This is a genomic window from Streptomyces shaanxiensis, from assembly GCF_039537145.1.
GTDB lineage: Bacteria > Actinomycetota > Actinomycetes > Streptomycetales > Streptomycetaceae > Streptomyces > Streptomyces shaanxiensis.
The window spans coordinates 1-20,704 of the sequence record NZ_BAAAZY010000009.1; the positions used below are offsets into that span (position 1 = coordinate 1).

Consider the following 20,704-nt stretch of genomic DNA (forward strand, 5'->3'; position numbering starts at 1 on the left):
GAACGTGCTCTCCGGCGGCACCGACGTGCACCTGATCCTGGTCGACCTGCGCGAGTCCGAACTGGACGGGCAGCAGGCCGAGGACCGTCTCCACGAGGTCGGCATCACGGTCAACCGCAACGCGGTCCCGAACGACCCTCGCCCGCCGATGGTGACGTCGGGCCTGCGGATCGGTACCCCGGCCCTGGCCACCCGCGGCTTCACCGCCGAGGACTTCACCGAGGTCGCCGACGTCATCGCCGAGACACTGAAGGCGCCCTCTCCCTTCGGGGCGGCCGACGCCGCAGCGCTCAAGGCCCGCGTCAAGGCACTGGCCGACAAGCACCCGCTGTACCCCGGTCTGTAACCGACAACCTCCCGCAAGGGCGAGCCCGTGACTGCTCGGCACGCCCCTCCAACCCCCGGAGTATGGCGTGGCAATCAGCGTCTTCGACCTGTTCTCCATAGGCATCGGCCCGTCCAGCTCGCACACCGTCGGCCCGATGCGCGCCGCCGGGATGTTCGTCGCCCGGCTGAAACAGGACGGTGTGCTCGCCCAGACCGCTGCGGTACGGGCGGAGTTGTTCGGCTCGCTCGGCGCGACCGGCCACGGCCACGGCACCCCCAAGGCGGTACTGCTCGGCCTGGAGGGACACGAGCCGCACACGGTCGACGTCGCCCAGGCCGACCTGGACGTCGAGCGGATCCGCGGCACCGGGCGCATCCGCCTCCTCGGTGCCGAGATCGGCCCGGCCCACGAGATCGAGTTCGACGCCTCGACCCAGCTGGTGCTGCACCGTCGGCGCTCGCTGCCGTACCACGCCAACGGCATGATCCTCTTCGCGTACGACGGTGACGGTGTGCCGCTGCTGGAGAAGACGTACTACTCGGTGGGCGGCGGCTTCGTCGTCGACGAGGACGCGGTCGGCGCGGACCGGATCAAGCCGGACCACACGGTGCCGGCCCACCCGTTCAGTACCGGCGACGAGCTGCTGCGGCTGACGAAGGAGACCGGCCTGTCGATCTCCGCGCTGATGCTGGAGAACGAGAAGGCCTGGCGCACCGAGGAGGAGATCCGCACCGGCCTGCTGGAGATCTGGCGGGTGATGGAGGCCTGTGTCGCACGCGGGCTGGGCCGCGAGGGCATCCTCCCCGGCGGTCTGAAGGTCCGTCGCCGGGCCGCGGCGGCGGCCCGGGCGCTGCGCACCGAGGGCGACTCGGCGGGCCGCGCCATGGAATGGGTGACGCTGTACGCGATGGCGGTGAACGAGGAGAACGCCGCGGGCGGCCGGGTCGTCACCGCCCCGACGAACGGCGCGGCGGGCATCATCCCCGCCGTCCTGCGGTACTTCCTCGACTTCGTGCCGGGCGCGGCCTCCGAAGGGGACAAGGAAGACGGCATCGTCCGCTTCCTCCTCGCGGCGGGCGCCATCGGCATGCTCTTCAAGGAGAACGCGTCCATCTCCGGCGCCGAGGTCGGCTGCCAGGGTGAGGTCGGCTCCGCCTGCTCGATGGCCGCCGGAGGTCTCGCCGAGGTCCTCGGCGGCAGCCCCGAACAGGTCGAGAACGCCGCCGAGATCGGCATGGAACACAACCTCGGCCTCACCTGCGACCCGGTCGGCGGCCTGGTCCAGATCCCCTGCATCGAGCGCAACGGCATGGCCGCGGTCAAGGCCGTGACCGCGGCCCGGATGGCCCTGCGCGGCGACGGCCGCCACCACGTCTCCCTCGACAAGGTGATCAAGACCATGAAGGAGACCGGCGCCGACATGAAGGTCAAGTACAAGGAGACCGCCCGCGGCGGCCTCGCCGTCAACGTCATCGAGTGCTGAGGAGACGAAGGGAACAGGGGAGAGCCGGAGTGGGAGAAAGGGCCGCAGCCATGCCCGTCGACACCTTCGGCCGTGTCGAACTGGTCTACGGCGCTCGCTCACCGAACTCAGCGTCGGCGAGGTCCGCTTCCCCGGCGGCGACCCGCTGCCGCGCCCGGGGCTCGCCGGCATCGTCGAGCGCTGCGCCGCCTTCGCACCCCGCCCTCGGCCGTCGCTGCTCCTGGAGGGCCTGCGCACCCGCTTCACGCCCACTCCGAGGGCCGCCTCCGGCCTGCACGACCCGTCGTTCCGGCGCCCCGACCGGCCGATGTCGGCCCTAGGGGCTGACACCCCGCGCGGGAAGCGGAGCGACGTCCACCGACAGAACTGGGAGCGAGGCCATGGGACGGGTCACCGAGCGACGGCGCGTGGTGCGCATCAGGGACGGTGCGCAGAGCACGCGCCCGGACACCCTGGTGGCGGAGGAACCACTGGAGATACGGCTCGGCGGCAAGCCGCTGGCGATCACCATGCGCACACCCGGGGACGACTTCGCGCTCGCCGCCGGCTTCCTGGTGAGCGAGGGGGTGGTGGGCCGGGCCGAGGACGTGGCGAACATCGTGTACTGCGCCGGTGCCACCCAGGACGGTTCGAACACGTACAACGTCGTCGACGTGCAACTCGCCCCGGGCGTACCGCTGCCCGACATCACGCTCGAACGGAACGTGTACACCACGTCGTCGTGCGGCCTCTGCGGCAAGGCAAGCCTGGACGCCGTACGGACCACGGCGCGCCGGCCGATCGCCGACACACCCCCGGTCCGGGTCACCCCGGAACTGCTGGCCGCCCTGCCGGACCGACTGCGCGCCGCGCAGCGGGTGTTCGACCGCACGGGTGGCCTGCATGCCGCCGGACTGTTCTCGCCCGAGGGCGAGCTGCTGGACCTGAGGGAGGACGTCGGCCGGCACAACGCCGTCGACAAGCTGATCGGCCGCGCGCTGCTGTCCGGCCAACCGCCCCTGTCCCGGCACATACTGCTGGTGTCCGGGCGGGCGTCCTTCGAGCTGGCGCAGAAGGCGGTCATGGCGGGCATCCCGGTGCTCGCGGCGGTCTCGGCGCCGTCCTCCCTCGCCGTGGACCTGGCGGCGGAGACGGGGCTCACGCTCGTCGGTTTCCTGCGCGGCGGCTCCATGAACGTGTACGCGGGCGAGCAGCGCCTCGACCTGCGGGCCGGGGCCATGGCCGGAGGGCCGGCGAGGTGAGCCAGTACCGGGCCCGGCTCGAAAAGCTCCAGCACGGCTGCGCCCACGGCAGCACGCTGGTCGGCCCGCCCCGGTCGCGGCCACCCGACGCCCGCCACCGCCCCCGCCGCGTCGCGATGCTCAGCGTGCACACCTCACCGCTGCACCAGCCCGGTACCGGCGACGCGGGCGGAATGAACGTGTACATCGTCGAGTTGGCCAAGCGCCTCGCCGCCCTCGACATCGAGGTGGAGATCTTCACCCGGACGACCTCCGCCGCGCTTCCGCCCAGCGTCGAACTCGCGCCCGGCGTCCTGGTCCGGCACGTGAACGCCGGCCCCTACGAGGGCCTCGCCAAGGAGGACCTCCCCGCCCAGCTGTGCGCCTTCACGCACGGCATGACGCAGGCCTGGGCCGACCACCACCCCGGCCACTACGACCTGGTCCACTCCCACTACTGGCTCTCCGGTCACGTCGGCCGGCTCGCCGCCGAGCGCTGGGGCGTCCCGCTCGTCCACGCCATGCACACCATGGCCAAGGTCAAGAACGCCAACCTGGCCGACGGCGACACCCCCGAGCCGGCGGCCCGTGTGCTCGGCGAGACCCAAGTCGTACGGGCCGCCGACCGGTTGATAGCGAACACCGGCAAGGAAGCGGACGACCTGCTCCGCCACTACGACGCCGACACCGGCCGGGTCGCCGTCGTCCATCCCGGTGTCAACCTGGAGCGCTTCCGGCCCGACGCCCGGGGTGTCGAGGCCGGACGGGCCGCGGCACGGTCCCGCCTCGGCCTCCCGCAGGACGCGCTGATCCCCTTGTTCGTGGGCCGCGTACAGCCGTTGAAGGCGCCGGACCTACTGCTGCGCGCGGTGGCCCGGCTGCTGGAGGAGCGGCCGTGGCTGCGTGAGCGGATCGTGGTGCCGGTCGTGGGCGGGCCCAGCGGCAGCGGCCTGGCAGAGCCGGAGGGACTGCAGAAGCTGGCGGCCCGCCTCGGCATCGGGGACGTCGTACTGTTCCGGCCGCCGGTCGGCCAGGACCGGCTCGCCGACTGGTACCGGGCGGCGTCCGTCCTGGTCATGCCGTCCCACAGCGAGTCCTTCGGTCTGGTCGCCGTCGAGGCACAGGCCTGCGGCACCCCGGTGATCGCCGCGCGGGTCGGCGGCCTGCCGGTGGCGGTGCGGGACGGGGTGAGCGGCGTTCTCGTACCCGGGCACGACCCGGCGGACTACGCGCGGGCCCTGTACGGCTTCGCCGACGCCCCCGCCCGCTCCGCCCGGATGAGCGAGGCCGCGGTCCGGCATGCCCGGTCCTTCGGCTGGGCGTCGGCCGCGGCGGCGACCGCGGACGTGTACACGGCGGCCCTGCTCCGTCGAGGCAGCGGTTCCGGCGTGCTCCGCGAGGGACAACTCCGGTAGCCCCGGCCCGACCCCGGCCCGAACTCCTGTCCGGGCGGGCAGGTGCGCAGTACCGTGCGGGCAGTGCGCACGGCAGGGGGTGGCGATGTCCTGGTGCGACATGCGCGTCGCGCGCGTGGATGGGCCGTACAACCATGGATGACCAGCGGACTTCCGGCAGACCCGAGGGTCGCCACGGTGTCCGGAAAGCGGGTCGGATGGCTGCGCAGGGCGGTCCGTACGCCTACGCTCGCTCCGTGCTGCGCATCATCGACGCCCGAACCGGCGAGCCCGTCGACGCCGCCCCGGCCCGCCGGGGCCTGACCCGCATCGAGGCGCATACGGAGGGCTTCGACGTCACCGCCCTGCGGATACTGCTGGTCGCCGATCTGCTCGTCCGCGCCCTGGAGCTCGGCGGTACGCCGGTCTGGGCGCTGCTCGACGAGGAGCGGCAGCAGGCGGAACTACGGGCCGGCGCCGCGGCGCTGGGCGTCCGGCCCTTCGAGGACGGCCGGGACGCCGCGTCCGGACTCGGCGAGGCGCAGGTCCTCCACGTCGTGCGCGAGGGAGGCGCGGAGCCCGACGGGGTGCGGGTCACCGTAGCGCCCGTGCACTCGGAGGCACCCCCCGACGAGGCCGACCCCGCCGCGCTGCGCCTCGCCCTGCTCGCCCGGCGCAGAAGCGTGCCCGTACGGCTCGACACGGCCGCCCTCGCCGACGCCCACGACACCCTCGTACGCTGGCGCCGTGCCGTCGCCGGCTGGGCGCAGCGGCCGTCCCGGCCCATCCCCGACGAGGTGCGCACAGAGCTGCGCACCGCCTGGGAGGACGATCTCGACGTGCCCGGGGTCCTCGGAGTCCTGCGCTGGGTGGAGAGCGCGCCGGACCTGCCGGACGGCGCCCGCTTCGAGACGTACGCCTACGCCGACCGTCTCCTCGGCCTCGACCTCACCCACGACCTGGGAACCTCCTCATGACCGCTGCCCGGATCGGAGCCGGCCCGCTGCGCCGACTGGTCGTCCTGCGGCACGCCAAGTCCGCCTGGCCGGACGGCGTCGCCGACCACCAACGCCCACTCGCCCCGCGCGGCCGCCGGGACGCCCCGGTCGCGGGCCGGATGCTCGCCGAAGCCGACTGCCTGCCGGACCTCGCGCTGTGCTCGACCGCGGCACGCGCGCGTGGGACCTGGGAACTGGCGTCCGCCGAGTGGGGCACGCCACCACCGGTGCGCCACGACGAGCGGCTGTACGCGGCCGACGTGCCCGACCTGCTGGAGGTCGTGCACGAGGTGCCCCCCGAGGTGGAGACGCTGCTGCTGGTCGGGCACAACCCCGGCCTGGAGGACCTCGTCCTCACCCTCGCCGGGGACGGTCTCGACGACACCCTGGACGAGGTGCGCACGAAGTTCCCGACGTCGGCGATCGCCGTACTGGCCTGGCACGGGGCCACCTGGCACGCCCTGGCACCCGGCACGGCGCTGCTGACGGACGTGATGGTGGCGCGGGGCAGGAAGAAGTGAGTCCCTCCCGCGCGGGCGGGCGTCGGCGCTGCGCATAGGCTGGCCCGATGCAGGACGAGTACCGCACAGTCGCCCACGCGGGCGTGCACGAGACCGAGGTCAACCGCTCACGCTTCATCTGTGCGCTCGCCCCGGCCGCCACCGAGCAGGAGGCCCAGGAGTTCCTCGCCGCCGTCCGCAAGGAGCACGCGGACGCCACGCACAACTGCTGGGCCTACGTCATCGGCGCCGACGCCGCGATCCAGAAGGCGAGTGACGACGGCGAACCGGGCGGCACGGCCGGCGTCCCCATGCTCCAGATGCTGCTGCGCCGCGACATGCGCTACGTCGTCGCCGTCGTCACCCGCTACTACGGCGGTGTGAAGCTCGGCGCGGGCGGGCTCATCCGGGCGTACGGCGGAGCCGTGGGCGAGGCCCTGGACGCGCTCGGCACGCTCACGCGGCGCCGCTTCCGGCTGGCCACGGTCACCGTCGACCACCAGCGCGCCGGCAAGGTGGAGAACGACCTGCGGTCGACCGGCCGCGAGGTGCGGGACGTGCGGTACGCGGAGGCGGTCACCATCGAGGTCGGTCTGCCGGACGCCGAGGTGGAGGCCTTCCGGGCGTGGCTCGCGGACGTCACGGCGGGGACGGCGGGGTTCGAGCTCGGGGGAGAGGCGTACGGGGACGCGTGACGGGCTGAGCTGCGGTCACGTCGGGCAGGCTCGGGTGAAATGTCCGTAACGGGCATATGGCGGGCCTGTCATGACGGGGCGATACGGGCGTAACCGCCCGTGCTGTCAGACCCGGCCGTTAGTCTCGGGGATCATGAGGCTGCTGCACAAATTTTCGGGATGCCGCCTACCATAAGGTGCGCCGGTTCGGCAAAGGTGCAGGTCAGAGGGGTGTCGTTCCGTCAATGAGGGGCTCGTCGGTGGTGCCGGTGCTGGTTCGGTGCTGACCTGTGGGCACCCCTCGTCATCCCTGGTGACCCGTCCCGTGCTGGTTCCGTGCTGGGTGGGGAGGGCTTCAAGTTCCAGTCGATGGAGCGAGGTCTGGCCGCCGCCTGTTCGCAGTCGCCGCCATCATTGTTGTAAGCACACTGCGTGACCGCTGTGAGCGGGGGTGCGCCCCGTGGTAGCCGCAGATTTGGTTGAGCGCGGTTTGGTGGTGGTACTGCGCAAAAGGCGGGGGCTGAATGCAAGGTGTGGGCTACTTTATGTCGAGCGGGGGAAGTGGTGGAGTTCAGGTTCAATGTGTAGCGGCTGACGCATCACCACGTCGCTGATCTTGCAAACATGCAGGTCAGGAGGGGTCCGGCTCTTCGGGGTCGGGCCCCTGGTTTTTTCCCGTGCTGGGATGGCGCTGGGATAGCTGACCCCTCGTCACCTGTCGTCATCCCTGGTCATCCGTACGGTGCTGGGATCGTGCTCGGATGGGATGAGAAGCCCGTGCTGGGTTTTGGGTGGTGATCTGCTCGATACGAGGGGCGGGCGGGAGGGGCTTCATCTGCACGTCTTCTACACGGCTCTGGGGTGCTGTGCGGGTTCGGGCGTGGCGCTTTTCCTACTCGTTTGACACGCTCGTGGCATGGGTGAGAATACGTACGGCATCGGGGAAGGCCCGGCGACGCGGGTGAGCCTGTCTCTGCCGGAGGGGACTGCGGAGGCGATCCGGGCGCGGGTGGGCAAGCGGGAGTTCTCCGCGTTCATCGCCGAGGCGGTCGAGCGTGAGCTGCGCGGGCAGGTTCTGGACGAGTACCTGGCGGACTACGAGAGCCGCAAGGGGCCGGTCTCCGAGCCGGCCCGGCAGCGGGCGCGGCAGGTCTTCGACGAGGTGTTCACCGAGGAGGGTGAGTGGCCCGCCGCAGGCTGAGTCACGAGGGGACGCTGGTCCTCGACAGTGAGGGACTGTCGAAGCTGCTCGCCGACGACGAGCAGGTGGTGGCTCTGATCGCTGAGGCGCGCTCGCGCGGCATGGAGGTCGTGATCAGTGCGCTCACCATTATCGAAGCGGTCCATGCCCGTGCGAACAAGTCCCGCCTGAATTGGGTGCTTTCCGGGCTGCGGGTCGTCTCGGTGGGTGACGAGGAGGCGAGGGCGGCCTCGAAGTTGCTGATGAGTGCCGGGTTGCACGGGCACAAGTACGCGATCGATGCGACGGTCGCCGGGGCGGCGCTGCGGCAGCACCGTCCCGTGGTCATCCTGACTTCCGATATCGACGACATGGCCAAGCTGTGTGGTGAGCGGGTCCGGCTCGTGGCGGTGTGATTTCCCCTGGTCGGCTTTCTGCCTTTCGGCGGTTGGTCAGTGAGTGGCGGGGAGCTCCAAGTATTCGGTGCTGCTGATGTAGCACCCTTTGGGCTGGCTATTCGTACGGCTGAATTGTCGGCACCTGCTTGCAGGAGACGGTAGCGGGGCGGTGTATGCGCGTCGGCCGACAGTGAAGGCACCTGGGGGTGGCTTGCTTGGATCGCGCACTTGAGATCGTCCTGGTTCGTGACATCCCCGATGGGGACCGTGATGTGGACGAAGGGCGGTGTTACCGTTTCGGTCACTTGCCGACCGAAACGGTAACCTTTGGCCATGAAGCCAACCGTGAGGCCCACCAGCGAGGAGATCGATCGTGCCCTGATCGACGTGGCGGCCTTCGTCTTTGCGCGGCACGGGTTCGCTCAGGGCCCTGTGCAGGCGATCGCTGACGGTGCCGGCTACTCCAAGGCGGCTGTGCTGAAGCGCTTTGGCTCGAAGGAGCGGATCCAGGACGCCGTGGTGGCTCGCGCGGAGGAACATGCCGCACGAGTGGCGGCTGCGGGTGAGGGCCTCCCGGTCGGGCTCGAGCGGGACGCCGCCCTGCTCGGTGCACTGGTCGAGTTGATCGAGGAGTGGCCGGGGACTGGTGCGCTCACCGTCGGCGCCTTCTGGCTGACGCGAGAGCCCGAGATCATGCAGCGCCTCTCCGGGGCGCAGCGCATGTTGATGGAAGCCTTCGATCCCGATGTCTGGACTGATGAGGAACGGCATGTGCGGGTGGTGTCCGCGATCGGTGCTGTGACCGTCACGATGATGGCGAACCGTGAGGCCAGGTGGACCGAGCGCACCGATGTGGTGATTGCCGCGGGCCTTGGCGCACTGGGCCACAGGGGCAACGGCGATGCCGGCACGGGTGATTGAGGCACTGCGACGGGGTAGCTGGCGCTGCAGTACGGAACAACGGGCCCGGCGACCAGTGCGCAGCGTCGGCTGAGGCAATGACGCGTCACTTGTACAGTTCTGCCGGGGCAGGGTGCCTGACGTGGCTCGAGGAGCCACTCGTCATGGCTTGCTGGCCGCACCCGCCTGGCAGTGACGACGGCTCAGGATCGCGGCTCGAAGGACTCCTTCGTCAAGAGGGTGGACTTGAGGTGCAGAAGGTCGGCCTCGGGTTGGCCGGGGCGCCCGCAGAGGAACACTGCAATGGCCAGCGTCCATGCCCCCTTCTTTTTCTGTGGCGGCGCCAGCGCATCAGGAGGCGGCGGCTCCCTGTGCAGGCGGCACGGCGGCAGACAGCTGCTGCCGGTGCAGCCAGTCGCCGATCACGGTGTAGGCGTGTTCGCGGTGGCTTGCGGCGGGAGAGCAGGACGTCGTGGAGGGCGCCCGGGACGGGGACGACGGTGGCTTCGCTGCCGAGGCAACCCGACCAGCGGGCAATCTGGGCGACGTCCAGGACGGTATCGGAGCGGTCGCCGACCTCGGACGAGCGGTCGTCGATGGGCTGATCGAAGGGGGCGCCGCCGCTCCGTGCCCAACCGGCGATCTCCATACTGGATACGGTGTTGCTGTTATGGTGCTGGCCGAGGAGGTGGACGTTCAGTGGCAGCAGCTGGTCCTGTGCGAGCGACCACGGCATCGGCTCGGCGCCCGGGGCGTCCGCCCGTGCCGCTGGAGCGCATCGTCTCTACCGCACTGCAGATCGTGGACGATGAAGGGGCCGACGCTCTCTCGATGCGGACGCTGGCCCAGCGCCTGGGCTCGGGCACGGCGACGCTGTACCGGCATTTCGACAACCGGGCAGCGCTGGTCGCCCATGTCGTGGACCGCATGTTCGGCGCCGTGGAACTGAAGGGCGACGAACTCCTCGCGATGGGCTGGCAGCAAGCGCTGCGGACGGTCGCGCACACCATGTTCGAGGCCCTGGCCCGGCACCGGAACGCGGCGCGCCTGATGGTCGAAGAGATTCCCCTGGGGCCGAACGCCATGGCGCTGCGGGAGCACTGTGTCGCGGCGCTGCTCGACAGCGGCTTCCCGCCGCGACTGGCCGCGCACGCCTTTGCCACCCTCTCCCGCTACGTCCTCGGATTCGCCATACAGGTAAACGGTCATGGCGGCGGCGGGCAACTCGACGATGCACAACTGTCCGCCGTCTTTCAGAGCGTCGATCCAGCCTTGTTCCCGGCAACGGTCACCGTCGCCGGGTCGATGCCCGTTCCGATCGAGGACGAGTTCTCCTTCGGACTCGAACTCCTTCTCAGCGGGCTTGCCCACCTGCGCGACGACGCCTGACCGGCCAGGACGATGCGAACCTGAGGCCGCCCGCCTACGGAGTCAACTCGGTCGGCATGGAGCGAGGCTGTCAGGGACTCGTGATCGACCCGCCGGCCCCGGCCAAGGGCGAATGCGCCGGCCGAACCGGCCCACCGGTGCCCGCGCGAGGAAAGCCGTCTGCCCCGGGCACTCAACGTTGCAGTGCCCGGGGCAGACGAGTTGAACAGCCGCTCGTGGTGAGCCTACGGGGATGCTGTGGAACATCCCCAGCGGAGTCTGTCCGTCACTGCCCGGCGACGGCAGGGGCGCTGTGCTTCCTGGTCAGCCCCTTGAGGTCGTAGGCACGAGTACCCAGGGCCCCGACGAGGAGGCCGAGGACAAGCGCGATCACGGAGGTCAACACGGCACGCGCCAGCCCCGAATCCCAGGTGGCTCCGAAGTACAGGATCGAGCGCGTACCCAGATAGATCTGGTGCATGGGCTCGAACGAGCTGAGGAAGCGGACGAAGGGGGGCATGGCTTCCAGCGGTGTCGTACCCCCGGAGCTGGGGATCGACAGCACGATGAAGAGGAAGAGGTTGACCACCATGCCCAGACCGCCCAGCAGGGCGAGAATCGCCTGAGCAACCACTGCGACGGCCGAGATGCTCAGCACGCTGAACAGCCACAGCTCCCCTGGATGGTCCAGCGGCATGCCGATCCAGTCCGCGATGCCCAGATAGACACTGCTGACGAGCACCGCGATACCCGCCATGATTCCCCACTTCAAAACAAGGGTGGCCAGGCGGCTGCGACCCGAGTGGCTTTCCATGCGGTAGAGCGGACCGATCTCCGACGGAGTGAAACCGAGCTGGGAGTCGACGAGACTGGTGGCGATCAGGGAGCCCGTGAACCCGGCCAGCGCCAGCAGGAGGGCGTAGTAGAAGGCCGAGAGGCCGCCGCCGGTCCCGTCGGGAACCGCCTTGAACGGCGTGACATGCACCGGCATCGGTTCGGACAGAACGATGCGTGCCGTTCCTGTGACGGACTGGCTGCCGGATGCCGCCTTGTCCCCGGCCTGTGTCGCAGTGGCGAGCAGCTGCTTGCCCACGGTCTGGTTCGCCTCGGCCAGCGCCTGAGAAGCGAAGGAATTGACGACGGACACACTGGAAGTGTTCGCGAGGGGATTGGTGTACACGGTGACCGCGGGCTGCTGTGCGGCCCCACCGGTCGCCGCGCTCGCCGTGAGAGCCACCAGCTCTTTGCTCAGGTCCGAGGGCAGAACGATCGCGCCGTAGAGCTTCCCCTTGCCCATGTCCTCCTTCGCTGCGGCGAGGCTGACGAAGCGTAGATCGAACTTGTCGTCATCGACCCCCTTGCGCAGGCCGTCGGAGATCTGCTCGCCGACGTCGATGTGCTGCCCCGATGGGCTGGTGGCTCCGGTATCGGCGTTGACGACCGCTACGGGAAAGCCGTTGAGCTCTTTGGAGGAGTTGACCGTTGACCCCAGATACAACGCTGCCAGGGCAGCCATGACCACGGTGACGATGACTGCCGGGGTCAGCCACAACCGCGGCCCCAGCCTGCTTCCTGCGGGCTCGTTGTCGTTCGTCATGGTGTGCACATCCCTTTGGGTGACCATTTCGGTTACTAGGTGACCAGGATGGTAACTATGCTGTGCAAAGTCAAATGACTGCTCGTGTCGAGGACCACATGGCGCCTCATCGGTGCGGCCGGCGTCGGACGGCCTGAGGGCTGACAGCGGGGACGCTGTGGTTCTCCAGGCCTTGATCGGTGTGAACGCGACGAGGCCGTGAACCGGCGCGCTCATCATCGGCGCCTTCCCGCTGACGTGCGGGGACGGACGAGGAACGGCACGTCCGTGTCGTCGCTGCCCTCGGCGCCGTGACCGTCCTCATGATGGCCAACCGTGATTCCAATTGGGCCGATCTCGCCGGCGTCGTACGGATTGCCGCGCTCGGGGCCCTGGACGGAGGCTCTGGCAGCGCCGGCGGCAAGGCTGCCTGACCGGCAAACTTCGCTCGCAGCCGGGGCTCTTTCCTGCGAGGCGAGCGCAGGTGGGCATCATGCCGCTAAGCGGGTCTGGCGAAGTCGGCTGCGGTTCGGCCGCGCCCTGAAGGGGCGCGGGGAACTACGCGATCAGCCACGTTGGTGCCACAGACGATCGACGGCATGTCGCCGCACCTCCAGCGGAGCGCCTAGCCACCGACTGGACTCCGCCGCCGTCCCGCAGGACCCTGGGGAGAGGCCGGGAGGACGCATGGGGAACGACGACCGCTCCGCCGCCATCGCCAATCTGTGGCGCTACTACGACGAGCACGCGGCCCAGGCCCGCCAGCACGAGACCCTCCGGGCGACGGTGACGAGCATCCTCGCGGCGATCTCGGCGGCGGTGGTGGCGCTGTCCGGCGTGGGCGGTCTGTCGACCGCGGACATCCCGGCCGGGGTCGTGGTGCTCGTCCTCAGCGTCCTGGGCGTCGCGCTGAGCATCAAGCACTACGAACGGAACCGGTTCCACACCAAGGTCCTCTCGGCGACCCGTACGGCGATCGACGACCTACAGCGGAACCCGGCGCTTGAGGTGCCCAGGACGGGCGACCTCCGCAAGGCCGGCAAGAGGGAGCACAAGGAGGAGTTCTCCGTACGGCGCCGCCCCGCCGAACACTCCCCCGAGCGCCCGGCCGTCAAGGTGTCGCCCTGGGTTGACGTCCGGCTGCACATGCTCTGGCTCGGCCTCCCCGTCTGCATCGGTCTCGTCGGTGTCCTGCTCATCGTCCTGTCCGCCATCGGGGTGCGGCGCTGAACCTCCCTTCCTGAGCCCGCGATTAGCCCTCCCTTAACGCGGCCATAAGGATCTCCGTCACCCGCCTCCAGCAGGCGATTTCGCGGTTTCTTCGGGCTAAGTTGCCGGCTGTCGGATGCGGTCTCGTTGCCGTGTCATGGCGCGGTCGACGGCTTCGCCGATGGCGTCGATGCTGGTCTGGGCGCGTTGCGGGTAGTCCTGGTATTTCGCCTGGCGCCAGACCAGTTCGATGTCGTTCAACTCCGGGCTGCGCGGCGGCAGGTAGAAAAGGTCCACGCCGATCTTCGCCAGCTGACGGCGGCGGCCCCTGAACGCCCTGGCCACGTGCGAGGAAGCGTTGTCCAGCACGACCGTGCACGGCCGTCGTCGCTCCCAGAGGGGTATGACATCGGCGCCCAGGCCGTCCGCGGCCAGCTCCAGGACGGCAGCCCCGCCGCCCAGGCCCGCCAGCTGGACGCAGACGAACTCCAGCAACATCCCGGCGTCGATTTTGCCGCTGGTGCGCTGCCAGAGAAGGTCCGGCCCGGTGCCGACGATCTTCGCGCCGACTACGTTGACCCGGCGGTCCCTGGTGTCCTCCTTCGGCACCACCGCCCGCTGCCCGCTGCGGGACCAGGTGTAACCGGTGGGCATGGTCGGGGCGAACCCGCACTCGTCCAGGAAGATCAGATCCCGCGCGCCCGCGTGCGCCTCCATCCGTAAGTCCGTAAGTCCTCCAGCTGTGCCTTCGCGGCCTGCTGGAGGACGGGGTCGGCCTGGTGCCGCAGGCTGTCGCGGGTCCGTTTCCAGCGGAAACCATCACGGCGCAGCAGCTCCCACAGCCAGTCGGCGGAGATCTCCACCCCGCGCTGCGCGCGCAGCCACTCGCGCAGGGCCGGCACGGTCCAGGTGACGCCGGCCGCGGCGGACCGGTCCAGCAGTTCGGCCAACGTGGCACGGTCATCGCCGCCCAGCACCTTCCCGGGGCAGCCCGGACGCGGGGCGTCGGGCAGCGCCCCGATTCCACCACCGCGGAAGCGGTGGACCGCCGAGCGGACCGTGACCGGATTGCATTCGAGCAGGTCGGCGACCTCGGGCGCGGTCCTGCCCCGGTCGAGCAGGCGGATGCACTCCGCCCGCAGCCGCGTGTAACGGGTCAGATCCCGCCGCGCCAGCAGAACGTGCAGCTCCCGGCGTTGATCGTCAGTCAGCTCGATGCGGAGGATGTTCGACATGACGTCCCTCCCACAGGACGCCTACCCAACCCGCAGCCGACTTCACGCTTAGAAGCGGAGTGCCCCTTCGGGCAGATCCCGTTCAGCAGTGAGCGGCAGCTCCAAAGAGGTGAGCATGTCCCGGTACCGCTCGGCCAGTTGGGAGGGGAGCTTTCTGCTGAACACCACCAGCTCCCGGAAATAGCCGGGCCCGATTCGCCGGGCGTGCCTCGACCAGCGCAGCGGCACCGCGTTCTCCGGAGTCACCGTCACGCCGATCCCCTCGACCGCGAACAGGAGCGCTGCGGAGACCTGGCCCGTGCGTGCGACGGCGCGCGGCGTGAACCCGAGGTGCCCTGCCAAGCGGTCCACCACTTCGCTCATGCCCTGTTCCTGCTCGTAGAGCACCCAGTCGGCAGCGGCCAGTTCGGCCGGATCAGCCGCTGTCCCCGCCGGGTATTCGGCCGAGCCGGTCACCACCATCTCCTCATACCCCAGGGAGATGACGGGCCCCTCCCACGGGTCGGGCCGTGGACCGACCGCGATGTCGCCTTGGCCACTGCGCATGGCCTCTTCGAGGTTCCGGCGGTGGGAGTAGTCGTGCAGTCTCAGCACGGTGGAGGGGTACGTCGAGTGCCAGCGCGCCGCAGACGGCGGCAGGATCCCCGACGCGACGGACCGTACGGTCAGGACGTGGACATCGCCCTGACGGCCCTCCACCACCTCGCGCACCGAGTCCTGTGCGTCTTGAACCGCACGGACGACATCCTGCGCACGGGGCAGAAAGACACGGCCCGCGGGAGTCAGCGTCACCCCTTGCCGGCCGCGCTCCAGCAGGACCGCGCCCAGCTCCTTCTCCAGGGCCCCGATCTGCTGGGAGAGCGAAGGCTGCGTGACATAGAGCCGCGCAGCCGCTCCGCTGAAGGAGCCCGCCTCCCAGACCGCGAGGAAGTACTCCAGCTGACGTAGCTGCATGTGATCAAGCTACTCGGCCGAGCGTTGCCCAGTACTCGTGCTGTGACCACAAATCCGGTGTCTTTCAGGATCAGTCGGCATGGCACGCAGCTCGCGTTGGCGGGGATGTGCGAGGGCAGCGCGTGTCGGATACAGGAGACGGGTGTTCCTGAATCGGCAGAGTCCCGGTCTGCTGGTGGGGCGGGGCCAGGTGACGTGGTGCCGTACTGCTGTGCTGCTAAGGGGTGTTACTTGTGCGTCATGCCATGAGTGCGACCCTGCTGTCCTTACGGGTGAGCCGGGACAGCAAGTAGTCGACCTCGGTGCGGGCACGCGCCGACAGCGCGGCCCCGGGCTTGCGCTGGGTGTCGGAGGCCAGGATTCCGCGGCGCTTCATGACGTACTTGCGCACGGCCAGGCCGATGCCCGGCTGCTGTTCGTAGCGCAGCAGGGGCAGGTGGGCGTCGAAGACGTCATGGGCGGCATCACGATCGCCGGCGGCGGTGTGGCGCACCACGTCGACGAGGAGCTCGGGAACGCAGTAGCCCGTCATCGCTCCGTCGGCTCCGCGTTCGGTCTCGAAGTCCAGGAAGAGACCGCCGTTTCCACACAGGATCGACAGGCGGGGCATCGCTCCATCGGCTTCGAGTTGCCGGAGTGCGCTGATCTTCTCCAAGCCCGGCCAGTCCTCGTGCTTGAGCATCACGCACCCCGGCGCGGCGTTCGCGATGCGGGCGATGACGGCAGGGGACATGACGACGGAGAACGACAGCGGATAGTCCTGGATCACGAACGGCACGTCCGCGCCGATGGCGCCCGCCGCTCCCTCGTAGTAGCTCACGATCTGGTCGTCGGTACGCAGCGTGTTCGGCGGGGCGATCATGACGCCCTCGGCACCGGCTGACATGACGTCAACCGCGAGAGCCCGCATGGCGGCGTAGCCGGGTGCGGAGACGCCCACGATGATCGGCAGATCGGTGCGCTTGATGACGTGCTGGACGATGCGCACGCTTTCCTCGTGGGACAGCTTGGGTGCTTCGCCCATCTGGCCCAGGAGGGTCAGTCCGGTGACGCCGGCGTCTGCGTAGAAGTCGACGAGTCGGCTGAGTGAGTCGAAATCGATTGCGCCTTCCTCGTCGAAGGGCGTTGGTGCGATGGCGAAAACACCATTGGTGTTGCGGTCCAGGGGTGCCATTGTTCTGCCTCCTCAGAAGTCCGATGTCTTTTTCAGAGGCTGGCGATGAGTCCGCCGTCGACGCGAATGACCGAGCCTGTGATGTAAGAGGCCTGGACGCTTGCGAGGAAGGCGACGGCGGCGGCGTATTCCCGCGGTTCGCCGTAGCGGCCCACAGGGATCGACGCGACGCTCTCGGCGGACGTCTCCGCGACGGACCTGCCCTCCCGATCGGCCTTGGCCTGATCGAGGAACTTGATCCGCTGGGTGCCGATCCGTCCCGGAACGACCACGTTGCAGGTGACACCCTCGGCCGCGACTTCCCGGGCCAGCGTCTTGGACCAGCCGAGCAGGCTGCCCCGCAAGGCGTTCGACAGCCCCAGGTTGGGGATGGGGGCGATCACCCCCGAGCTGGCGCTGGTGATGATCCTGCCCCAGCCGCGGCTCCGCATCAGCGGCACGACCCTGTCCGTGATCGCGATGACGGACAGCACCATGGACTGGAAGTGCCTCAGCCAGAGTTCAGGGTCCTGCCCCGCAACCGGCGAGGGCGGCGGCCCTCCCGTGTTGTTGACCAGGATGTCCACGGGACCGAGCGCCCCTTCGACTGCCGCGATGTGCTGGTCGATCGCGCCCAGGTCCGCGAGGTCCCATTCCAGGGGCACGGCTTTCCCGCCCGCGTCGGCCACCGCCTCGGCGGTGCTCTCTGCCGCCTGCGGGCTGATGTCCGCGACGGCGACAGCGGCGCCTTCCGCGGCGAGGGCCTGGGCGATCGCGCCGCCGAGACCCCCACCTCCGCCCAGTACGAGCGCGGTCTTGCCCGAAATTCCCAGATCCACAGCTTCGCTCCTTGGGCGGTGGCCCCGTTCCCCGGCCGTACGGCCGACGGCTACGTCCGTCGTTTCCACATGACACTGCCACGAGGTTGTGGTGGGTCTCCAATAGGAATCTCTCGCGACATGCATAAGGGATGCCTATGCGCCGCGAAGAGGGAATAGGCGTTGCCGGCGTGCAAGATGAGGTGGGGAATAGGGCCGTTTCGGCCCGTCGATTCCCGACGCATTTTCATGGCCGTAACTGGAGGCCCCTATGTCCTTGCCGGAAACCATGCAGGCCGCGGTGCTGGGCGAGCCCGGCACCCTCGCCGTCACGACGCTGCCCGTGCCGCAGGTGGGACCGGAAGACGTTCTGGTACGCGTCCGCAGGGCGTCCCTGTGCGGAACGGACTTGAAGATCCGCAGTCGGCACTTCTTCAAGGACGGCGGCCCGGCCGCGGGCGAGTTCGTACCCGGCCACGAGTACGCCGGCGTCGTCGCCGCGGTGGGCAGTGCCGTGGACGAGCTCCGGGTCGGCGACCGGGTGGTGACGGAAGCCCACCGCGGCTGCATGCGCTGCGCCAACTGCCTGGCCGGGGCCTACACGGACTGCCTCAACTACGGCCTGCGGCACACCGGGCACCGCGTGCAGGGGATGACCGTCAACGGGGGCTTCGCGGAGTACGCGCTCAACCACGTGGCGACCCTCCACCGGTTGCCGGACACCGTGGACTTCGACGCCGCAGTCGTCCTCACCACCGTGGGCACCGTGATGCACGCCTTCGACGTGCTCGGCACCCTGCTCGTCGGATCCACGGTCGCTGTGATCGGCCCCGGACCGATAGGTCTGCTCGCGGTACAGGTCGCACGTGAACTCGGGGCCAGGACCGTAGCCCTGGCCGGCACGCGGGAAGCCAGGCTCGCCATCGGCAAGTCCTTCGGCGCGGACCTGGTCGTCAACTCCTGGGAGGAGGACGCCGTAGCGGCGGTTCGGGAGGCGACCGACGGGATCGGAGCCGACATCGTCCTGGAGTGCTCTGGCGCCCCGAGTGCGGTGGACGACGCGCTGCGCATGGCCAAGCGGTCCGGGAAGGTCGTCCTCGTCGGCTTCTTCGAAGAGCCCGTACAGGCCGACCTCAACCACGCCGTGATGAACGGCATCTCGATCCAGACGGTCCGCGGCGAGGGCACCGGTTCGGTGGCCCGCGCCGTGGGCCTGGCCGCCCGGGGTCGGCTGCGCACCGCGGAACTGGTCACCCACCATTTCGGGCTGCCCGACGTCGCCGAGGCGTTCGACACCTACGCCGAGCGCCGGGGCAACGCCATCAAGGTCATGCTTGACATCTCCGAGGACCCGGAGTCCACCGGTGACCGCTGACCGAGAGGGCACCGTGCCCGACGCCCTGGCAGCCGGACGGGAGAAGGCAGCGGCCGCCATGGCCCATGCTGCCACCGCCTGGCTGAACAGCCTGAGCGAGGACCAACTCCCGCTCGCCGCCTACGACTCCCCGCTCCACCCGTATGCGGAGGCCGAGCGGCTGCGTTGGTTCTACACCCCCACCGAACACGGCGGGCTCGCCGTCCGAGACCAGAACGCCCGCCAACAGAGCCTGGCCATGCGGCTGGTGGCCACCGGACTGTCCATCCCGGGCTACGCCACGGTCACCACCGTGATGGGACTGGAGAACGTCCTGGACCAGCTGGAAGGGTGGCGGGTCCACTGGGGCCGGCAGCGCGGACGGGACCCCGGCCTGTACTGGCTGAGGATCTTCGGCCGCCCCGGCGACCGTGTCTGGGCATGGCGGTTCGGCGGCCACCACATCTCCCTGAACAACCTCGTCGTCGCCGGCCGGCTCGTCTCCACGACCCCCTGCTTCATTGGTGCCGACCCGGCCACGACCGAGCTGATCGGAGGCACCCTGCGGCCCTTGCAAGGCCCTGAGGAGACGGCCCGTCAACTGGTCCGCAGTCTGGACCCGGGCCAACTCCAAAGCGCCCTGCTCCACCCGTCCGCAGTCTCGGACATCGTCTCCGGCAACCGCCCACGCGTCGAACACGGCGACACGATGATGCACATGCAGGACCTGTGGCGCGGCCAGTTCGCCGACCCTGAGCTGGACCGGCTTGTCAACGACATCGACCGCCGGGCGGAAGCGGGCAGCGGGTACACCGAGAACGATCACGCGCGCGTGGCCATCACGATTCCCCCCAAAGGCATCAGCGGTCGCGACCTGAACAACGAGCAGCGGCACCTGTTGCGCCGGCTCGTCACCCTCTACACCGGACGGGCACCCGAGTTCCTCGCAGACGCCTACGACACCCACTACGCCTCTGACACCGTCCTCGACGCGGTGCATTTCGGCTGGGCGGGCAGCACGGACGCCGGGGAACCGCACTACTACCGGGTGCAGGACCCTCGCGTCCTCATCGAGTACGACAACACCCAGCGGTACGCCAACCACGCCCACTCGGTGTGGCGTGACCTGACCTCCGACTTCGGACTGGACGTGCTCGCCGAACACCGCGCACACATCGCACACGAGTAGGGCGTAATCGGGGAGCGCCGTACACCCGTACCGCCGGTCCACCCCCCCCGAAAGAACCAGCACCATGACCACCCTGCTGATCGTCGACGACGAGTCTTCTGCTGTGTCGGGTCAGGTACGGGCGACAAGCCTGGCTTCGACGCCGTCGAGAAGCGACTGCAGTCCGAAGGACACATACGGGCGAGGGGTGTCTGCGAGGGCGGCGCCGATCGCGAACGTGACGACGCTCTGGGCGGCTTGCTCGGCATCCCGCCTGGTGAGGCCGGACGCCTCGCAGACCGCGAGCAGGTGCTCGTCATGGCGGTCCCTGGCCGGGCCGTCAAGAGGCTGGATGGTCATGGCGGCCAGCAGCCAGGGGTGCCTGAGAAGCATCGAACGCAGGTTGTCGGCCATGGCCAGGAGGGCCGGACGCCATTCGAGGCCGTCGAGAGCGGGGAGAGGCGTCTGCCCCCAGACGGTGTCAGCGGCCAGCAGGAGCAGCTCGTGTCGGCTTTTGATGTGCCAATAGAGTGCCGCCGCGGTGATGCCGAGACGGCTGCCGAGTCTTCGCATGGTCAGACTCTCGATGCCGCCCTCGTCCAGAAGGGCGATGGCCGCCTGGATGATCTGCTCCTGGTGCAGGGCGTCGCGGGGCATCCCCGCAGTAGGCGGCATGGGGCTGCTCACGGGACCTTCTTGCTGTGGGAACGAGGCCGCGGTGTGCGGCTCTGAGGGCGCGTGGCCATCGCGCCGACGAGGACGGGGTGTCGTGCGCGTCGGCGCGCGGTTCATGC

Annotated in this window: 20 protein-coding genes and 1 pseudogene; 14 read left to right on the forward strand and 7 right to left on the reverse strand. The window is 69.6% G+C overall.

What is annotated here, in order from left to right:
- The 11 genes and pseudogenes from ABD932_RS13050 to ABD932_RS13100 all read left to right on the forward strand — a co-directional run.
- Positions 1-346, forward strand: a pseudogene (locus ABD932_RS13050) (serine hydroxymethyltransferase); the annotation flags it as partial.
- Positions 347-413: 67 nt separating this feature from the next.
- Positions 414-1,811, forward strand: coding sequence for an L-serine ammonia-lyase (locus tag ABD932_RS13055; protein ID WP_345012013.1), 1,398 nt, complete (start codon positions 414-416; stop codon positions 1,809-1,811).
- A 380-nt stretch (positions 1,812-2,191) separates the two neighbouring features.
- Positions 2,192-3,052: a formate dehydrogenase accessory sulfurtransferase FdhD gene (gene fdhD / locus ABD932_RS13060; protein ID WP_345012015.1), complete on the forward strand. Its 861-nt coding sequence runs from the start codon at positions 2,192-2,194 to the stop codon at positions 3,050-3,052.
- Positions 3,049-4,446 carry a D-inositol-3-phosphate glycosyltransferase gene (mshA, locus tag ABD932_RS13065; RefSeq protein ID WP_425587455.1) on the forward strand — a complete coding sequence of 466 codons (1,398 nt, stop codon included), beginning with the start codon at positions 3,049-3,051 and terminating at the stop codon, positions 4,444-4,446. Before fdhD ends, mshA begins: the two co-directional genes overlap by 4 nt.
- Positions 4,447-4,643: 197 nt before the next feature.
- Positions 4,644-5,402: a hypothetical protein gene (locus ABD932_RS13070; protein WP_345012017.1), complete on the forward strand. Its 759-nt coding sequence runs from the start codon at positions 4,644-4,646 to the stop codon at positions 5,400-5,402.
- The gene (locus tag ABD932_RS13075) at positions 5,399-5,944 is read left to right on the forward strand and encodes a SixA phosphatase family protein (RefSeq protein WP_345012019.1); all 546 of its coding nucleotides are present in this window, start codon (positions 5,399-5,401) and stop codon (positions 5,942-5,944) included. The genes ABD932_RS13070 and ABD932_RS13075 overlap by 4 nt, the downstream gene beginning before the upstream one ends.
- 47 nt (positions 5,945-5,991) lie before the next feature.
- Positions 5,992-6,618, forward strand: a complete 627-nt coding sequence (locus ABD932_RS13080; protein ID WP_345012022.1) for a YigZ family protein — start codon at positions 5,992-5,994, stop codon at positions 6,616-6,618.
- A gap of 895 nt (positions 6,619-7,513) precedes the next feature.
- Positions 7,514-7,798, forward strand: a complete 285-nt coding sequence (locus tag ABD932_RS13085) for a hypothetical protein (RefSeq protein ID WP_345012024.1) — start codon at positions 7,514-7,516, stop codon at positions 7,796-7,798.
- Positions 7,780-8,193 (forward strand): PIN domain-containing protein, encoded by a 414-nt coding sequence (locus tag ABD932_RS13090; protein WP_345012026.1) that lies wholly within the window; start codon positions 7,780-7,782, stop codon positions 8,191-8,193. Before ABD932_RS13085 ends, ABD932_RS13090 begins: the two co-directional genes overlap by 19 nt.
- A 315-nt stretch (positions 8,194-8,508) precedes the next feature.
- A complete protein-coding gene (locus ABD932_RS13095; protein ID WP_345012027.1) occupies positions 8,509-9,096 on the forward strand; it encodes a TetR/AcrR family transcriptional regulator in 588 nt (195 codons plus the stop codon).
- A 741-nt stretch (positions 9,097-9,837) separates the two neighbouring features.
- Positions 9,838-10,464: a TetR/AcrR family transcriptional regulator gene (locus tag ABD932_RS13100; RefSeq protein ID WP_345012029.1), complete on the forward strand. Its 627-nt coding sequence runs from the start codon at positions 9,838-9,840 to the stop codon at positions 10,462-10,464.
- Positions 10,465-10,729: 265 nt separating this feature from the next.
- Here the strand turns inward: ABD932_RS13100 and ABD932_RS13105 are convergent, their stop codons facing one another.
- A complete protein-coding gene (locus ABD932_RS13105) occupies positions 10,730-12,040 on the reverse strand; it encodes a YhgE/Pip domain-containing protein (protein WP_345012030.1) in 1,311 nt (436 codons plus the stop codon).
- Positions 12,041-12,706: 666 nt separating this feature from the next.
- On the opposite strand from ABD932_RS13105, the gene ABD932_RS13110 reads away from it, so the two are divergent.
- The gene (locus ABD932_RS13110; protein ID WP_345012032.1) at positions 12,707-13,249 is read left to right on the forward strand and encodes a hypothetical protein; all 543 of its coding nucleotides are present in this window, start codon (positions 12,707-12,709) and stop codon (positions 13,247-13,249) included.
- A gap of 96 nt (positions 13,250-13,345) precedes the next feature.
- On the opposite strand, the gene ABD932_RS13115 is transcribed toward ABD932_RS13110, so the two are convergent.
- The 5 genes from ABD932_RS13115 to ABD932_RS13135 all read right to left on the reverse strand — a co-directional run bounded on the left by ABD932_RS13115 (position 13,346) and on the right by ABD932_RS13135 (position 17,409).
- Positions 13,346-13,945 carry a transposase gene (locus tag ABD932_RS13115; RefSeq protein WP_345012033.1) on the reverse strand — a complete coding sequence of 200 codons (600 nt, stop codon included), beginning with the start codon at positions 13,943-13,945 and terminating at the stop codon, positions 13,346-13,348.
- Positions 13,915-14,463 carry a winged helix-turn-helix domain-containing protein gene (locus ABD932_RS13120; RefSeq protein ID WP_345012035.1) on the reverse strand — a complete coding sequence of 183 codons (549 nt, stop codon included), beginning with the start codon at positions 14,461-14,463 and terminating at the stop codon, positions 13,915-13,917. The genes ABD932_RS13115 and ABD932_RS13120 overlap by 31 nt, the downstream gene beginning before the upstream one ends.
- Before the next feature lie 48 nt (positions 14,464-14,511).
- Entirely contained in the window at positions 14,512-15,417 is a 906-nt protein-coding gene (locus ABD932_RS13125; protein ID WP_345012036.1) for a LysR family transcriptional regulator, read from the reverse strand.
- Between the two features lie 238 nt (positions 15,418-15,655).
- On the reverse strand, positions 15,656-16,591 hold the full coding sequence (locus tag ABD932_RS13130; RefSeq protein WP_345012038.1) for a dihydrodipicolinate synthase family protein: 936 nt from the start codon (positions 16,589-16,591) through the stop codon (positions 15,656-15,658).
- Positions 16,592-16,623: 32 nt separating this feature from the next.
- Positions 16,624-17,409 carry an SDR family oxidoreductase gene (locus ABD932_RS13135; RefSeq protein WP_345012039.1) on the reverse strand — a complete coding sequence of 262 codons (786 nt, stop codon included), beginning with the start codon at positions 17,407-17,409 and terminating at the stop codon, positions 16,624-16,626.
- 250 nt (positions 17,410-17,659) lie between these two features.
- Between ABD932_RS13135 and ABD932_RS13140 the strand changes: the two genes are divergently transcribed.
- Together ABD932_RS13140 and ABD932_RS13145 are read left to right on the forward strand one after the other, a co-directional pair.
- Positions 17,660-18,763, forward strand: coding sequence for a zinc-dependent alcohol dehydrogenase (locus tag ABD932_RS13140; RefSeq protein WP_345012041.1), 1,104 nt, complete (start codon positions 17,660-17,662; stop codon positions 18,761-18,763).
- Entirely contained in the window at positions 18,753-19,931 is a 1,179-nt protein-coding gene (locus ABD932_RS13145) for a DUF3500 domain-containing protein (protein WP_345012043.1), read from the forward strand. Before ABD932_RS13140 ends, ABD932_RS13145 begins: the two co-directional genes overlap by 11 nt.
- A gap of 111 nt (positions 19,932-20,042) precedes the next feature.
- On the opposite strand, the gene ABD932_RS13150 is transcribed toward ABD932_RS13145, so the two are convergent.
- Positions 20,043-20,597: a TetR/AcrR family transcriptional regulator C-terminal domain-containing protein gene (locus tag ABD932_RS13150; protein WP_345012045.1), complete on the reverse strand. Its 555-nt coding sequence runs from the start codon at positions 20,595-20,597 to the stop codon at positions 20,043-20,045.
- Between the last annotated feature and the right edge of the window lie 107 nt (positions 20,598-20,704).

What these genes read in the sequence shown, in the direction of transcription:
- ABD932_RS13115 (WP_345012033.1), bottom strand. Translation starts at nt 13,945, where the DNA reads ATGGAGGCGCACGCGGGCGCGCGGGATCTGATCTTCCTGGACGAGTGC.
- ABD932_RS13075 (WP_345012019.1), top strand. Translation starts at nt 5,399, where the DNA reads ATGACCGCTGCCCGGATCGGAGCCGGCCCGCTGCGCCGACTGGTCGTC.
- ABD932_RS13120 (WP_345012035.1), bottom strand. Translation starts at nt 14,463, where the DNA reads ATGTCGAACATCCTCCGCATCGAGCTGACTGACGATCAACGCCGGGAG.
- ABD932_RS13110 (WP_345012032.1), top strand. Translation starts at nt 12,707, where the DNA reads ATGGGGAACGACGACCGCTCCGCCGCCATCGCCAATCTGTGGCGCTAC.
- ABD932_RS13105 (WP_345012030.1), bottom strand. Translation starts at nt 12,040, where the DNA reads ATGACGAACGACAACGAGCCCGCAGGAAGCAGGCTGGGGCCGCGGTTG.
- ABD932_RS13070 (WP_345012017.1), top strand. Translation starts at nt 4,644, where the DNA reads ATGGCTGCGCAGGGCGGTCCGTACGCCTACGCTCGCTCCGTGCTGCGC.
- ABD932_RS13125 (WP_345012036.1), bottom strand. Translation starts at nt 15,417, where the DNA reads ATGCAGCTACGTCAGCTGGAGTACTTCCTCGCGGTCTGGGAGGCGGGC.
- ABD932_RS13140 (WP_345012041.1), top strand. Translation starts at nt 17,660, where the DNA reads ATGTCCTTGCCGGAAACCATGCAGGCCGCGGTGCTGGGCGAGCCCGGC.
- ABD932_RS13080 (WP_345012022.1), top strand. Translation starts at nt 5,992, where the DNA reads ATGCAGGACGAGTACCGCACAGTCGCCCACGCGGGCGTGCACGAGACC.
- fdhD (WP_345012015.1), top strand. Translation starts at nt 2,192, where the DNA reads ATGGGACGGGTCACCGAGCGACGGCGCGTGGTGCGCATCAGGGACGGT.
- ABD932_RS13095 (WP_345012027.1), top strand. Translation starts at nt 8,509, where the DNA reads ATGAAGCCAACCGTGAGGCCCACCAGCGAGGAGATCGATCGTGCCCTG.
- ABD932_RS13130 (WP_345012038.1), bottom strand. Translation starts at nt 16,591, where the DNA reads ATGGCACCCCTGGACCGCAACACCAATGGTGTTTTCGCCATCGCACCA.
- ABD932_RS13085 (WP_345012024.1), top strand. Translation starts at nt 7,514, where the DNA reads ATGGGTGAGAATACGTACGGCATCGGGGAAGGCCCGGCGACGCGGGTG.